This is a genomic window from Leptolyngbya sp. GGD, assembly GCF_026735145.1.
In the GTDB taxonomy this organism is placed as follows: domain Bacteria; phylum Cyanobacteriota; class Cyanobacteriia; order Leptolyngbyales; family Leptolyngbyaceae; genus Leptolyngbya; species Leptolyngbya boryana.
Map to the genome: position 1 here is coordinate 18,158 of NZ_JAPQKE010000003.1, position 15,359 is coordinate 33,516.

General features: G+C 47.3%; 15 protein-coding genes. 10 read left to right on the forward strand and 5 right to left on the reverse strand.

The window, feature by feature from the left end:
* Positions 1–129 precede the first annotated feature (129 nt).
* The gene (locus OU814_RS14995; protein WP_017287516.1) at positions 130–486 is read right to left on the reverse strand and encodes a hypothetical protein; all 357 of its coding nucleotides are present in this window, start codon (positions 484–486) and stop codon (positions 130–132) included.
* Between the two features lie 208 nt (positions 487–694).
* Here OU814_RS14995 and OU814_RS15000 point away from each other — a divergent pair, with 208 nt between their 5' ends.
* Positions 695–1,186: a DUF4168 domain-containing protein gene (locus tag OU814_RS15000; RefSeq protein ID WP_017287517.1), complete on the forward strand. Its 492-nt coding sequence runs from the start codon at positions 695–697 to the stop codon at positions 1,184–1,186.
* 148 nt (positions 1,187–1,334) lie between these two features.
* Here OU814_RS15000 and OU814_RS15005 read toward each other — a convergent pair whose 3' ends face one another.
* Both OU814_RS15005 and OU814_RS15010 read right to left on the reverse strand, forming a co-directional pair.
* Complete coding sequence (locus tag OU814_RS15005) at positions 1,335–2,105, reverse strand: ABC transporter ATP-binding protein (protein ID WP_190648302.1); 771 nt, start codon at positions 2,103–2,105, stop codon at positions 1,335–1,337.
* A gap of 2 nt (positions 2,106–2,107) precedes the next feature.
* Positions 2,108–3,220, reverse strand: coding sequence for a branched-chain amino acid ABC transporter permease (locus tag OU814_RS15010; protein ID WP_051077787.1), 1,113 nt, complete (start codon positions 3,218–3,220; stop codon positions 2,108–2,110).
* A 134-nt stretch (positions 3,221–3,354) separates the two neighbouring features.
* Here OU814_RS15010 and OU814_RS15015 point away from each other — a divergent pair, with 134 nt between their 5' ends.
* From OU814_RS15015 to OU814_RS15025, 3 genes are all read left to right on the forward strand, one after another.
* Positions 3,355–3,573, forward strand: a complete 219-nt coding sequence (locus tag OU814_RS15015; RefSeq protein WP_017287520.1) for a hypothetical protein — start codon at positions 3,355–3,357, stop codon at positions 3,571–3,573.
* Positions 3,570–3,872, forward strand: a complete 303-nt coding sequence (locus OU814_RS15020; RefSeq protein WP_017287521.1) for a hypothetical protein — start codon at positions 3,570–3,572, stop codon at positions 3,870–3,872. The genes OU814_RS15015 and OU814_RS15020 overlap by 4 nt, the downstream gene beginning before the upstream one ends.
* A 116-nt stretch (positions 3,873–3,988) precedes the next feature.
* Entirely contained in the window at positions 3,989–4,519 is a 531-nt protein-coding gene (locus OU814_RS15025) for a DUF2721 domain-containing protein (RefSeq protein WP_017287522.1), read from the forward strand.
* Positions 4,520–4,528: 9 nt separating this feature from the next.
* On the opposite strand, the gene OU814_RS15030 is transcribed toward OU814_RS15025, so the two are convergent.
* Complete coding sequence (locus tag OU814_RS15030) at positions 4,529–4,804, reverse strand: hypothetical protein (RefSeq protein WP_017287523.1); 276 nt, start codon at positions 4,802–4,804, stop codon at positions 4,529–4,531.
* Positions 4,805–5,029: 225 nt separating this feature from the next.
* Between OU814_RS15030 and OU814_RS15035 the strand changes: the two genes are divergently transcribed.
* From OU814_RS15035 to ftsH, 5 genes are all read left to right on the forward strand, one after another.
* Positions 5,030–8,545 (forward strand): DNA polymerase III subunit alpha, encoded by a 3,516-nt coding sequence (locus OU814_RS15035; RefSeq protein ID WP_017287524.1) that lies wholly within the window; start codon positions 5,030–5,032, stop codon positions 8,543–8,545.
* 30 nt (positions 8,546–8,575) lie between these two features.
* Positions 8,576–9,142 carry a Uma2 family endonuclease gene (locus OU814_RS15040; protein ID WP_017287525.1) on the forward strand — a complete coding sequence of 189 codons (567 nt, stop codon included), beginning with the start codon at positions 8,576–8,578 and terminating at the stop codon, positions 9,140–9,142.
* A gap of 125 nt (positions 9,143–9,267) precedes the next feature.
* A complete protein-coding gene (gene rph, locus OU814_RS15045; protein WP_017287526.1) occupies positions 9,268–9,999 on the forward strand; it encodes a ribonuclease PH in 732 nt (243 codons plus the stop codon).
* A gap of 167 nt (positions 10,000–10,166) precedes the next feature.
* Positions 10,167–10,634, forward strand: a complete 468-nt coding sequence (locus OU814_RS15050; RefSeq protein ID WP_017287527.1) for an ATP-binding protein — start codon at positions 10,167–10,169, stop codon at positions 10,632–10,634.
* Positions 10,635–10,721: 87 nt separating this feature from the next.
* The gene (gene ftsH, locus OU814_RS15055) at positions 10,722–12,626 is read left to right on the forward strand and encodes an ATP-dependent zinc metalloprotease FtsH (RefSeq protein WP_017287528.1); all 1,905 of its coding nucleotides are present in this window, start codon (positions 10,722–10,724) and stop codon (positions 12,624–12,626) included.
* A 128-nt stretch (positions 12,627–12,754) separates the two neighbouring features.
* On the opposite strand, the gene OU814_RS15060 is transcribed toward ftsH, so the two are convergent.
* Positions 12,755–13,549 (reverse strand): LmeA family phospholipid-binding protein, encoded by a 795-nt coding sequence (locus OU814_RS15060; RefSeq protein WP_017287529.1) that lies wholly within the window; start codon positions 13,547–13,549, stop codon positions 12,755–12,757.
* 380 nt (positions 13,550–13,929) lie between these two features.
* On the opposite strand from OU814_RS15060, the gene OU814_RS15065 reads away from it, so the two are divergent.
* Positions 13,930–15,291, forward strand: a complete 1,362-nt coding sequence (locus tag OU814_RS15065) for a tetratricopeptide repeat protein (protein ID WP_017287530.1) — start codon at positions 13,930–13,932, stop codon at positions 15,289–15,291.
* Positions 15,292–15,359 lie beyond the last annotated feature (68 nt).

A 15,359-nucleotide genomic window follows, 5' to 3' on the forward strand; every position in this document is an offset into this window, starting at 1 on the left:
TACAAGTTAACTTCTATAGAAACTCTTAACTAGCGTGTTTCTATTTTTAGCCTCAGTATGGGCAGAGTTTTTTGGAAATCTACATGCAGAACGCAGGTTTTCGACTAATAATCATTCTTTTTTGAGCGATTAACGACCATTCTTTTTTGAACGATAATCTTGACATTCATTTGCGGCTGATGTCATCACAACATAAGGATTAACAGCACATTTCATGTAATGATTATTACTAAAGAATTGACATTTCTTACAGGGAAGTCGAGCGAGTTCACGGCTAACTCTCGTCGATTTCTGGTTGTACTTCCAAGTATCAGCAATCACATAGATTAAGCCAATCCAAATCGCAATAAAGCATAAGGGAATCAGCACCATTCCCCCGTCTGGCTGAGGAGAATTCGAGGGGGTAGAAGTGCGTTCGGGCGGGATTTGTGCGATTTGAGTGTTGGCAGTTGGGCTAGGTTGTTGAGGAGATAGGTAGAGAGACATAAGGCTAGAGGGGACGCAAAAAGACTGACCTACTCACTGTTTTATCGATCGAGCTTTTTGACTATCTCTATCAAGGGGACTGATTTCTATCAATGTGGGTATATCTACAGATGGACTTGCTGAAAGATGTAACGCGGATCAAAGGTCTGATAACGGATGTGAATCGCAGGTTGCCTCGATAAGATGGCGCAAAACATTGGAGATTAAAATGATTCAGCGACTTCTCTTGAGTGGATGTGTCTTGGTGATAGGTGGACTGTGTCAGATGCCTGTCCAAGCTCAAACTCCAACCAGCAAACCTGCTCCAACAAGCCAGCCTGCGAATCAGACGGTGACTCCTGCCGAAACTCGCCAATTTGCAAATGCAGTTAAACAGGTCTTAGCGATCAGCCGTGAAGCAGAAAAACAGGCAACTCAGGCAATTCAATCGGAAGGATTAACCGAGCAACGGTTTGATGAGATCTTCCGTTCTCAAAACAATCCGCAGCAAAAGCCATCTAAACCCGTGGAAACAGGGGAGCGGCAAAAGTACGATCGTGTAATTGCAAAATTGACCCAAATCAGCAAGGACAATGATTCTAAGGTAGAAACTGCGGTGAAAAAAGAAGGGCTAGAAATCCCCCGATTCAATCAAATTTTCCAGATTGTCCGATCGAATCCCCAATTGCGCCAACAGGTTCAAGACATGATTCGCCAATAGGCAGTTTCGACTACACTTCTCAAGTGCTGCATACCAGCCAATGAGCGTCTGAAAGGAATAGAACTCAGAAGATTTCTATTTAGTCTGCAACTTGATCAAAGCTCATCGGCTTTGATCAAGTTGGTCGATTTTTTGCTATCCCAAAATTTTACTGTCCCAAATAAGCCTCTAGTACCTTTGAATTGGATTGAATCTCAGCAGGACTTCCATCTGCAAGATTGGTTCCTTCTGCCAACACCCAAACGCGATCGCACAAGGACATAATCACATCCATATTGTGCTCAATAATCAAGAACGTTAATCCTTGCCGATTCCAGTACTGGATGTACTCACAGATTTGCTGAATCAACGTTGGATTCACTCCTGCCGCAGGTTCATCGAGTAACACAAGCCTCGGACGCGTCATCAACGCTCGCGCAATTTCCAAAAGCTTCCGTTGTCCCCCAGAAAGTGCGCCTGCATAGTCATTTGCTTTCGCCGCTAAGCCGACTGATTCGAGAATTTCCATCGCTCGATCGCGGTTTTCACGTTCCTCTTTGCGAATCTGTCCCGCTAGTAACCAGGTGTTAAGAAAATTCTCCCCGGTTTGCTTCTGAGCCGCTAACAGCATATTTTCGAGCACCGAGAGTCGCGACAACACTCGCGCTACCTGAAACGTGCGAATCATCCCGCGCTGAGCAATTTCGTGCGGTTGCAGTGACTCGATCGCCTCTCCATCGAATAGAACTTGCCCTTGATCGGGCTGAATGAAATTCGACAGTAAGTTAAACAGCGTTGTTTTTCCGGCTCCATTCGGTCCAATCAAGCCTGTAATACTTCCAGCGGGAACCTCGATCGCCGCATGATTGACCGCTTTAATTCCACCAAAGCTTTTGACCAATCCACGTGCAGAAAGGACAGGAGTACTTGAAGTCTGCATGATTATTTCCCTAGTGTCAGTTCGTCTTTGTTGCCCAAAATGCCTTGCGGTCTAAATCGCATCAACACCATGAGAATCAATCCAATCAACATAATCCGCAGCGCCCCAACTTGATCAGCCCCGAGTCGAAGAACTCCATCTAAATCGCGAGTAAATGCAGTGTAAGCCCAGTAGATGCCCGCTCCCAAAATCGTGCCTGCATTGTTCCCGGCTCCACCCAGAATCATAATAATCCAAGCTTGAAAAGTAACAATCGGTTCAAAATTCGTCGGATAAACCGTACTCAACTGCCAAGCAAAAAATGCACCCGCAATGCCTGCAATAAAGCCCCCAAGCATTAAGGATTGTAGCTTGTAGCTAAACACATTTTTACCTAATGCCTTTGCAACCTGCTCATCTTCGCGAATGGCTTTGAGAACCCGGCCCCAAGGCGATTTTACTAATCTTTCTAATGCCCAATACACAATTGCTAGAGTAATCAGCGACAAGAACAACAGTCCATTGCGCGCTTGATTGTCCCGATAGTTATAGAGTGCTACCGCAGCCACACTGTACAGTCGCAGCGTCAGCAGAATCAGCACTGCTGATACGATCGCTTGAACCGTGTTTTTGCGAGATAAGATCCGCTGCACCAATTTCCAAATCACAACTGCAAAAATTGGAGTGACGATCGCAATCATGCCAATCCGAGTCGCAACAGTGGGGCGAAATTCTGCCAGCGGCAACGGAAAGTTTTGAACCCCAAATGCGCCTTTGGTGAGCCAACTCTCATTCAGCGCCACTAATCGCACTAATTCTGAAACCCCGATCGTGACGATCGACAAATAATCTTCGCGCAATCGCAGTGTTGAAAACCCCATCAATAAGCCCAACAAGGCTGCCAATAGTCCGCCAATCAAAACAGCCAGGAAAATTGGCATTCCGCTTAAGGTGAATAACGAGGTCGCATAAGCTCCGACCGTCATAAAAGCAACATGACCAAAATTGATTAATCCGGTGTAGCCCCACTGTAAATTCAGCCCCAGACTAAAGATTGCATAAATTGCAACGGAGACGAGGAGAAACACTAAATAGCCGATCAATCCGGGATCAAATGAGAAAAGGTAATCTAGCATAAACATGAACAGCGATCGTGTAAGCAAATCGTACCGTAAGCAGGAACATAATCTGTCTTGATTCGCACCAGTTGCGCGGGATTTCCGGCAAGTCGATGGGCATTCTCAAAGGGACTAGTTGCTCCTCCTTAGCTATGAATCTCTATCGCAACCGCGCTCACCATTTAATCGATCGCATGTCTGATGCTGAACTCGAAACGTTTTGGCCGGTTCTAGAAACAGCGTATTGTGATGCATATATGTTGAAAGCAATCGCTGATGGCAGACGGACTCACAATCCGGGGGATACCCTGACGCGCGAAGAAGCGATGCAACTCTTACCGCTCCTCCAACCCGCACCGCGCACATTATGAAACCGACGAAAGCCTCATCGGCAGGTAGCATGATTTTTCCAGCCAGGTTAGAAGTGCGCTACGATCGCGCCTTCTTAATCGATCTCAAAGGACTCGAAACAGCCACGATGCAGAAGCTGCACAGTTTTGTGTTTGACGAGTTTTACAGAACCCATCAGCTTCAAGATTTGCCCGAATTCCAACCGCTTGAGACGAGCGAAATTTGGTATCGATTCACGATCGAGAATTTTCTCATCAGCATCGAAGTGACCGGACAGATTATCAAATTCCTACGCATTCTGCCCAAGCCGAGCGTTTGAGTTCAATTCGTCAAATCCTTGCCAAATCTGCTTTCTGGACTCTTTAAAAGATTTTAGTACCCTCGTACTAAATCTGTGTTATCCTGCTTGCGTTAGAGAGAGTATCAGAACACGGCATGAGTATTGACGACACAACCCAACTGATTCAGCTAATTCTCAATTCGGTGCTAATGCTGCTTGCCTGTGCATTTGTACTGGGTGGTCTACTTCTACGACGCAGTGTGATCGAAAATCGCCTGCAAATTACGAATATCGAATATTTTCAAATTCTCGATCGGTTTGAGCAATCCAATCGCCTCGCCATGCTGCAAAAGCAACTGCGCCATCTCCAGCAGCGAGTCAAGACCGCAAACAATGGCATTTTAGTGATGTACTACGCACTGACGCTATTTGTTGCGAGTACGCTGCTGTTGTCGATCCGAACGGTGATTAGTGCCGAATGGTTAATCACTTCTTCAATGGCAGTGTTCGTGGCTGGGGTTGGAGTTTTGCTGTTTAGCGTTGCGATCGTCTTGCTCGATTTGCATCAATCGGATCGTCCGTTCTGGCAAGAAATGCGAGATATTCTCTCGACAGATTTGCCCAAAAAACGTCGAGTTAAGAAAATTCGCGTTGCCCGATCGATCCGTCGCGTTGCAGTTCGTTAAACAGGTTCGTTACGCTTCCGGTGCGATGACCTTGGCAGATTTGCCCGCAGCATCCACCACGATCCATCCGGTTGCCGTGTCGCTTGGTTCAGCTTGACTCACCCGAAACGGGACTTTTTCGCCCTTTGTACTAATGTAAAAATCGGCATTTTGAGTCGGCTGAACCATAAAACCGCGATCGCGTAAACAAAACATTGCCCAGCCTTTCAGCGTTTGATTGACTGGGTTAAATGACACAGGAGGGTTATCAAATACTGTTTGCATCACTTGGATCAGTTGCGACATATTTCCCAATAGAAATCACTATTTTCAGCGTAAACGGTTATGGGCTGAAAAGATGGAAACCACTCCCTACTCCCTAAATTTGGTACATTGGTATTAGACCTTGGACGTTCGCCAAATTTGAGGAGTTAACTCCATATGTAGGGTTAAAGCTTCAAAAAATTTATAAATATAGCGTTCAAGATCGGTTACGCTAAGACTCATTCCTTCGCGTGGGTTGAGTGAATTATGTCTTTCGTCGGTCTGCACATTCACAGCGATTACAGTTTGCTCGATGGAGCTGGACAATTAGACAAACTGGTCGATCGAGCCGTTGAACTCGAAATGCCTGCGATCGCATTAACCGATCACGGGGTGATGTATGGCGCGATCGAACTCATTAAAACCTGCCAAGGTAAAAATGTTAAGCCAATCATTGGCAATGAGATGTATGTCATCAACGGCGACATTACGAAGCAAGAACGCCGCCCCAAATATCATCAAGTTGTCCTTGCTAAAAATACTCAAGGCTATAAGAACTTAGTTAAACTCACCACGATTTCGCACCTCAAAGGCGTTCAAGGAAAAGGCATCTTCTCGCGTCCTTGCATCAACAAAGATCTGCTTGCCGAATATCACGAAGGTTTGATTGTGACGAGTGCTTGCTTGGGTGGCGAAGTTCCGCAAGCGATTCTACAAGGGAAGCCTGAAATTGCTCGGCGGATTGCGACTTGGTACAAAGAGCTATTCGGAGACGATTACTATCTCGAAATTCAAGATCACGGGTTACTAGAAGAACGAATTGTTAACCCTGAGATTGTCCAAATTGCAAAAGAGCTAGACATCAAACTCGTTGCAACGAATGATTCTCACTATGTGTCTTGCTATGACGTGGAAGCTCACGATGCATTGTTATGTATCCAAACCGGAAAGCTAATTTCCGAAGATAAACGACTGAGATATACCGGAACTGAGTATTTAAAATCAGCGGATGAAATGCGATCGCTCTTTCGCGACCATTTGCCGCAAGACATCATTGAAACAGCGATCGCCAATACCGTAGAAGTTGCAGACAAAGTTGAAGAATACAAACTGCTCGGCGGCGAAGCGCGAATTCCGAATTACCCGATTCCAGAAGGCTACACAGCCGACACATACATTGAAAAAATTACTTGGGAGTCTTTAGTTCAGCGGCAAAAGCTCAACTCACGCGAAGAAATCAGTCAAGAGTATCAAGACCGCCTCGTCTACGAGCTGAACATGCTGAAGCAGATGGGCTTCTCCACTTACTTTTTAGTCGTTTGGGACTACATCAAATACGCGAGAGACAATAAGATTCCAGTCGGGCCGGGTCGAGGTTCCGCAGCAGGTTCACTCGTCGCTTATGCATTGGGAATTACCAACATTGACCCCGTTCATCACGGTCTACTCTTCGAGCGATTCCTGAATCCAGAACGGAAATCGATGCCAGACGTAGATACAGATTTCTGTATTGAGCGGCGGGGTGAAGTGATTCAATACGTCACCGAAAAATACGGCACAGAACGGGTTGCACAGATCATCACGTACAACCGCATGAACTCAAAAGCCATTTTGCGAGATGTTGCCCGCGTGTTGAACATTCCGCTGAGCGAAGCCGATCGCATGGCAAAGCAAATCCCCGTTTTTCGTGGAAAATCCACAAAGCTCAAAAAGATGGTTTCTCCCGAAGAAACCCCCTCGAAAGAATTCAGTCAAAAGTACCAACAAGATCAAGTCATTCCTAACACCAATCCACCGATCACTTATCGGCGTTGGTTAGATATGGCAATCCGCATCGAAGGGACAAACAAAGCAACCGGAGTTCATGCCGCAGGGGTCGTGATTGCGGCTGATCCATTAGATGAAATTGTGCCCTTAGAAATGACGAAAGATGGCGGTGTTGTGACCCAATACGCCATGGAAGACATTGAACAACTGGGTTTGTTAAAAATGGACTTCCTGGGGTTAAAGAACCTCACGATGATCGAAAAAACGATCGACTTAATCGAACAAAGCCGCAACATCAAACTCGATCTCGACACCTTGCCGCTCGACGATCCAGAAGTCTACAAGCTCCTCGCAAGAGGTGAACTCGAAGGGATCTTCCAGCTTGAATCGTCTGGTATGCGCCAAATCGTGCGTGAACTCAAACCGGACGGAATTGATGATATTTCTTCTGTACTCGCGCTCTATCGTCCGGGGCCACTGGATGCAAAGCTCATTCCCAAATTCATCAACCGCAAACACGGGCGCGAGAAAATCGACTATGCCCACGAAATTCTCACCCCAATCCTGAAAGAAACTTACGGCATTATGGTCTTCCAAGAGCAGATCATGAAAATTGCTCAAGACATGGCGGGGTATTCGCTCGGTCAGGCAGATCTGCTGCGTCGAGCGATGGGGAAAAAGAAAAAATCTGAGATGGAAAAGCACCAAGCCATGTTTGTCAAAGGTGCACAAGAGCGCGGTGTATCTGCCAAAGTTGCCGAAGAACTATTCGAGCAAATGGTGTTGTTCGCCGAATATTGCTTTAATAAATCTCACTCAATGGCATATGGATATGTCACCTTCCAAACGGCTTATCTCAAAGCGAACTATCCTGTTGAGTACATGGCAGCGATCCTGACAATCAACAGTGGAGAGCAAGATAAAGTTCAGCGCTACATTGCGACTTGTCTAAGTTTGGGTATCAAAGTTCTTCCGCCTGATATCAATCGATCGGGTATCGACTTTACCCCGATCGGGGATGCGATTCTCTTTGGACTTTCTGCCGTGCGCAACGTCGGTATGGGCGCGATCGAAGCAATTCTCGAAGCCCGCAACCAAGATGGCAAGTTCAAATCATTAGCCGATTTATGCGATCGCGTTGATTCTCGTGCAATCAACAAACGCGCCTTAGAAGCCTTAATCCACTGCGGCGCACTCGATTCAATCAATCCCAATCGCCATCAACTCGCAAGCGATCTGGAACTCGTGATGGATTGGGCACAGTCGAGAGCACGCGATCGCGCCAGCGGACAAGGCAGCCTCTTCGATCTCTTAGGTGCAACCACTCAGCAAGGCAGCTTTGAAACGGCTCCAAAAGCTCCAACAGTTGAAGACTACCCCTCTCAAGAAAAGCTCCGACTCGAAAAAGAAGTCCTCGGCTTCTACATCTCCGATCATCCGCTCAAACAATTGCAAGACGCAGCAAAAGTCCTCGCCCCAATCAGTCTCGGCAACATTCAAACCTGTCGAGAAGGTTCAACGGTCAGCGCCATCATTATGATCACGGCTGTCAAACGAGTCACTACCAAAAAAGGTGATGCAATGGCAGTGATTCAAATCGAAGACCTCACAGGTCGATCGGAAGCGGTTGTCTTCCCGAAAGCTTTTGAGCGAATTGGTAGCTTGATCGAACCCGATGCACGCTTAATGGTTTGGGGCAAAATCGACAAGCGCGACGAAGATCAATATCAATTCATTGTTGACGATGCAGAGCCGATTCAAGATGTTCGCATGGTGATGGTCGAACTCGATGCAAAAGTTGCAGACGATGCAATGGAACGTCATCGCTTAAAGACTGTTTTGCAGCAGCAAGGCGATCGAGACAAAGCCAAAATTCCAGTGATTGCGATCGTAGGTACACCTGTAAAAAATCAAATCGTCCGTTTCGGCTCCCAATTCCGCGTCCAAGATGAAGCTGCAACCGTCGATGCTTTAGAAAAAGCAGGCTTCAGAGCGCATGTTTCCTCATTAGTTTAGGATTGAGATCAGCCCTTGAGGAATTCACTCATGAGTCAGACGACAAACAATTTTCGTTGGACGATTCGCGATATTGAAGCTTTGCCTGACAACGAGTGGATTCGCTATGAAATCATTGATGGAGAATTGTTTGTGACGAGATCTCCTCACCATAAACACCAGCAAGTAACCGGACGCATTTTTGCTGTTCTCGATCAATGGTCAGTTGAAACTGGACTTGGACAAGCTTCAATCATGCCAGGGCTGATCTTTTCAGATTCCGACAATGTTTCTCCAGATGTCACCTGGACAAGTCAGCAACGATATACTCAAATCGTTGACGACGCTGGGCATTACCAAGGCGCACCAGAGTTAGTTGTCGAAGTCTTATCTCCTGGGAGAGTGAATGAAGATCGCGATCGCTCTGCCAAACTCAAGCTTTATTCGACTCAAGGCGTTCTGGAATATTGGATTGTCGATCGCATCTCTCAACGCTTAGAAATCTATCGCCGCAACAATGCCCAACTCACTTTGGTTGCCACATTAGTTGTGGGTGATCAACTCACATCCCCTCTCCTGCCTGAGTTTCACTGCGATATTGCCCGTTTTTTTCTATAAAGTCTGTGGTATCAGATGTTGCGTTGAAATTTGACACCTAGCAATTCCAAATCTGAAAACAATCCGGGAAATCCAACAAATCCCGCCCCAGACGGTATGCTAAATCACAGATTTGAGGAATTTTCATGTCCTGGCAGCGTCCAGATGGTCGGCAATCCGATCAACTCCGTCCCACCCGATTCGATCGCCGATTCACCAAATTTTCGGCAGGCTCCGTTCTCACCCACTGTGGCGACACCCAAGTTCTCTGCACCGTCAGCATCAAACCTAAAGTCCCCCGCTTCCTCGAAGGCAAAGGACAAGGCTGGCTCACCGCAGAATATCGCATGTTACCTGGAGCCACCCCCGATCGCCAAGATCGCGAATTTCTCAAACTCTCTGGTCGCACCCAAGAAATTCAACGCCTGATCGGACGCAGTTTGCGCTCGGTTCTCGACATGCAAGCCTTAGGAGAACGCACCCTGACGATCGATGCCGATGTCCTACAAGCCGATGCTGGAACTCGCACTGCTTCTATTACAGGCGCATTTGTCGCACTGCATGACGCAATTGCCACATTAATCCAATGCGGAGAACTCGACCAGTCTCCCATTCGCCATCAAGTCGCAGCCGTTTCCGTCGGCTTACTCGAAGGCGAAGCCTTTCTTGACCTCAACTATCCGGAGGACGTAAGCGCAGATGTGGATTGTAATGTGGTGATGAATGATGCGCTGGAAATCATCGAAATTCAAGGAACCGCAGAGCAAGGCAGTTTCACCCGACAACAATTGGATCAGATTGTTAACCTTGCCGAGAAGGGGATCAAAGAACTGCTACAATTGCAGCGCGAAGCACTTGAATTCAATAAGATTTGTTGATAAAGCTCTATAGACATCGCCTGTTCTATGTATCAAAAAGTGTGCAATCTCACTGGCTCATTCGTAGAAAATCCAACGAATTGACAGAGAAAAGACACGTATCATAGTTAAAGTTAGGAACTGAACATTACACACCCAGACGCGCGATCGAGTGGACGAATCGGAGCATGTTTCAGCAAGATCATCTGTCGGTTAGTAGTAACCTTACAGTGTTGAACCACGTCCAGAAATGGTTCGAGAGATTCTGGTTTCAACACGATCCTCACTTTCCACGACGGGAAAATCAGCTTCACCGTCTCAATCTCGCTCTTGCAGAAGGCTTTACCAACGCCGTTCGGCACGCTCATTCCGGTTTATCCAACGAAACCCAAATTGATATTCAGGTTGCGCTGCATGACGATCGCATGGAGATTGAAATCTGGGACTGGGGACAGCCTTTTGATCCCAATAATATCCGTGAACCCCAGCCTGGAACTCTTCAAGAAGGAGGATACGGCTGGTTTTTATTACGCCGACTCGCCGATGAAGTCAGCTACAATCGCCAAGGTCAGCGCAACTGCCTAAAAATTGTCAAATATACACCCGAAACCCGTCCTTCAGAAACTCGAGCCGCGCAAGTGTCCAAACTCTATTGAGAAGGCTAGACTAGGGACAGATTATTGTTACCGTCCCTTTACGGGCGATCTGCCCCTTTCGCGTTCCACCAGGCATAAGGCAATCCCATGATCAAAGGTTCTCGTCAATTCGCGCTCTCACTCCGTCTGACAAAAGCCAAATCGAAAGCGGCAAAATCCGCGATCGTCGGCTGGATGCTCCTGCAAAGTGTCCTGATGAGTGTCCCCGCAATGGCTCAAGCCCGCGAATCTCTCAGCTACACTGGATTGCTAAAAAAAATCGATGCCGGAGAAGTCGAGCGGGTCGAAATCGACGAAACGCAGAATGTTGCAAGAGTTCGGCTTCAAGGCAAGAAGCAGAGTGAACCCGATATCGAAGTGCAATTGCTAGAGCGAAATCCAGAACTGATCGATCGTCTCCGCAAAAACAAAGTTACGTTTGAATCGAAACCCACCACCGACAATAGTATTTTGGTGGGTTTGATTGCGAACCTGCTGCTATTTATGCTGCTCATTGCTGGGTTGCTGCTAATTTTACGACGATCGAGCAACTCACCCGGCGGTCCCGGACAAGCCATGAATTTTGGTAAGTCTCGTGCCAGGTTCCAGATGGAAGCCAAAACTGGTGTGATGTTCGATGATGTGGCGGGCATTGAAGAAGCCAAAGAAGAACTTCAAGAAGTCGTGACATTTCTGAAGAAGCCAGAACGCTTTACCGCAGTAGGCGCACGAATTCCCAAAGGCGTTCTCCTAGTGGGATCACCTGGAACTGGCAAAACCTTACTGGCAAAAGCGATCGCAGGAGAAGCCGGAGTGCCATTCTTCTCGATCTCGGGTTCAGAATTCGTCGAAATGTTTGTCGGTGTCGGCGCTTCTCGGGTTCGTGACCTGTTCAAAAAAGCAAAAGAGAATGCTCCTTGCATCGTCTTTATCGATGAAATTGATGCAGTTGGACGACAACGCGGAGCTGGAATTGGCGGCGGCAATGATGAGCGCGAGCAAACCTTGAATCAGTTGCTGACTGAAATGGACGGGTTTGAAGGCAACGCAGGTATCATTATTATTGCGGCAACAAACCGTCCAGATGTTTTGGATTCTGCATTACTTCGTCCGGGACGATTCGATCGACAAATTAGCGTCGATTTACCTGATCGTAAAGGTCGCCTGAAAATTCTTGAAGTTCACGCCCGCAATAAGAAATTAGCCGACGAAGTGGATCTCGAAAAAATTGCTCGGCAAACGCCTGGATTCTCCGGCGCAGAATTGGCGAACCTGTTGAATGAGGCTGCGATTCTCACGGCACGTCGGCGCAAAGACGCGGTGACGATGCTAGAGATTGACGACGCGATCGACCGAGTGTCGATTGGGCTGTCCAAAAATCCCTTACTCGACTCGAACCGCAAGCGCATGACGGCATATCACGAAATCGGTCATGCCCTGCTGACCACGATTTTAGAGAATGCTGACCCCTTGAACAAAGTCACGATCATTCCACGCGCAGGCGGAATTGAAGGGTTCTCTCAAACTATTCCAAACGAAGAAACGATCGATAGTGGGCTTTATACGCGTGCCTGGATGCTTGATCGCATTAAGGTAATCTTAGGCGGTCGCGCCGTTGAAGCAGAAGTATATGGCGAAGATGCGATCGATACAGGAGCCGCAAGCGATATCGGCAAAGTCACACAAATTGCCCGCCAAATGGTGACAATTTTCGGAATGTCTGATCTCGGTTCAGTTGCCTTTGAAAGCATGGGCGATGAGGTGTTCTTAGGACGGAATTTGATGCCTCGATCAGAATACTCCGAAGAATTGGCAAGCCAAATTGATACCAAAGTCCGTGAAATCGCGAAGTTCTGCTATGCGGAAGCGCGGCGCTTAGTGAGTGAAAATCGTCCTTTAGTCGATCGCTTAGTCGATGTCTTGTTAGAGCAAGAAACGATCGAAGGCGACCAATTCCGCAAGATTGTTGAAGAATACCGCCAATCTATCCCCACCGCGAACGTCAGCAGTTAGGAAAAATAGATACACCGATTAAAGGCGGATGATCCTCGGATCATCCGCCTTTATTGCAGTTCGCGTTTACATACAAATTTAACCCGTCAGGCTTGAGGCGAAATGAATCAATCGCCTACTCGAAAAACTTACCCCTGCCGTGGAAAATGCGTCACTTCCGCATATCCACTAAAAATCAGCTTATCGCCCTCCGTATCGAGTCGATTCAACCGCATCGTTACCCCATCCAAATTAAATCGATCGAGATCCACCATATTGTTCAAAATCTGAGCAAACGCATTCGTCAATAACTCTGAAACTCCACGCTGGGCTTCAGGAATTCCCTCTGCCGAAAATTGCGGATTTTGAAACAAAATGCGACGACGACGTTCGATTCCAATCGTCGCTGTCAAAGAAATTGGCACAATACCATTCGGCAAACTCGCCTTTGCTAAAATCCGAATCTGATTCTCCGGCAATAATTTCAGCTCAACATCAGAAAAAGCAACAGGTTCCCCACCCGATAAATCCATCAGAGAAGACTCTGTAATATTTTCCATCCGGGGTTTCACCAATTCGGATTGAAATGCTTTGTTGATTCCAGCTTCAGTCAATATTACCTTCGCCACAGCCTGCGCTGCCTGCTTCAACCGAATTTTCCCAGACAATACCGAGCCAAAATCGATCGAAACTGCATCTGTTTCAAACCACATCTCCTCGACCCAAAATTCGCGACGGATCAAAAGCCCGCGACCGCTCATTTTGAAGCTGTCAATGCTCCCTTGCAGCAACTTACTCGATGGAAAACATTTGAGCGAGACATCCACATTCTCGCTCTCTGTAAATAGATGACGAATGGACTGACTCAGCACTGAATTGAGCATCTGCTCTCCAAAATCGGTTTGATTGGAAGGGGGCTTAAAGCCAGTAAATCCGCCAAACATAAGCACTTTTTATTTCTTCCTTTACCCATTATGTAACACAATATTAAGACTAGCAATCAAGAGTCATTGGGAGACATGATGAAACCCTTCAATGATCCAAATCAATCGTTAGTCAGGAATTCGTGTTCCCCTCGCCTGCATGAAAACTCTGTGAACTTAATTGACGCTACCCGGATATCTAAGCGAAATTACGGAAGTAGGTGATACATTACGTGTCACCTCGTCGAGAATTCGAGCAACAAATCAGCGATCACGCTTAGGTTTGTCTGAATCTTGCAGGGTTCGGTTGAATCTCCCCACAATTGGGTTGCATCACCTTCAACGTAATCAAACGACAACGAACTCACTGAACCGGGAATGCAGTGAAATCTGGAGGTGCTATGACAAGTATTAGCTGTGATACAACATTCAATCCGTCTCAAGGTTGGTTGGGACGTGCGATCGCGCTGAGCCAAAACGGCTGGCACGAAGCCGCGATCGCCTGCCTGGATCAGGCGAATTCAAACGATCCTGATACTCTACACTATCGCGGCTATATTCTGGGCAAATTGAAGCGCTACGAAGCTGCCATTACGAATTACGAGACTGCCCTGCAACTCAATCCAGCTGATCCGAAAGTCTGGTACAACTGCGGACGAGCACTGGCAAAACTGAAGCACTACGATCGAGCGATTGCTTATTATGATCGAGCGATTGAGCTTGATCCGACCCACCTCAAGTCCTGGTATCAAAAAGGCAAAGCCTTAGCGTATTTAGGTCGGTATGCAGAAGCACTCCGCAGCTTAGAGAAAACGGTCAATCTCCAGCCCGATTACTACAAGGCATGGGGCTACCAGGCGCAGATTCTCGGCAAATTGGGCAATTACGAAGATGCAATCAACCGCGTCGATCAAGCCATCAAATTCGAGCCGAACGATGTGCAGTTATGGAATTTCCGCGCCTATGGATTGTGGAAACTCGATCTTTACCCTCAAGCGCTCACCAGCATCAATACAGCGATCGCGTTGACACCAGACCGTTTCCAGCCTTGGTGTATGCGGGGCATGATTCTTGGCTCAATGGGCGAATTCAAGCAAGCTCGATCGAGCTTTGACGCAGCCCTTCAGATTCAGCCGGGTGAAATGTCAGCTTTATTCAATCAAGCGATCGTGCTGCGCAAATTGGGACAATTGACAACCGCACTTAGCTTTATCGAGCAGGCGTTATCGATCGATCCGCAAAACTTCAAACTCTGGGTGCTCCGCGCTTTGATTTTCTGGGAACTCAAGCAACCCGAAGAAGCGATCCAGAGCCTCGACCATGCTTTGATGCTGCATCTGAATCATCCTAAGGTGTGGCAATATCGCGGCACGATTCTCGATAGCATTCACCGGCATGATGAAGCGATCGGCAGTTACATTCGCGCCCTGATGATCGAGCCTTACGATTCTCAAGGCTGGATCTCACTTGGCTCAGCCCTACAAAGTGCTGGACGATACGAAGAAGCCATCGCCAGCTATGACAAAGCGCTCGGCATTGAACCCGATGATGCAGAAGCTTTTTACCACGAAGCGTGCTGCTATGCGATGCAAAACAATTCAGAATGGGCACTAGAGCACTTAAGACGGGCGATTGCGCTCGCTCCAGGCTATCGAGAAATTGCCGCCAACGATCGCGTCTTTGCGAGACTGCAGAAAGATTTGAGATTTCAAGCCTTGCTGCAATCGCGTTCTACCACAAGCGTGATGACAGGCTCTTGCTGATCCACGTTTAATCAAGTTAAAGATTGAGCATTGATTCAGAATGAAAAGGCTGCTCGTAATCCTTAGCA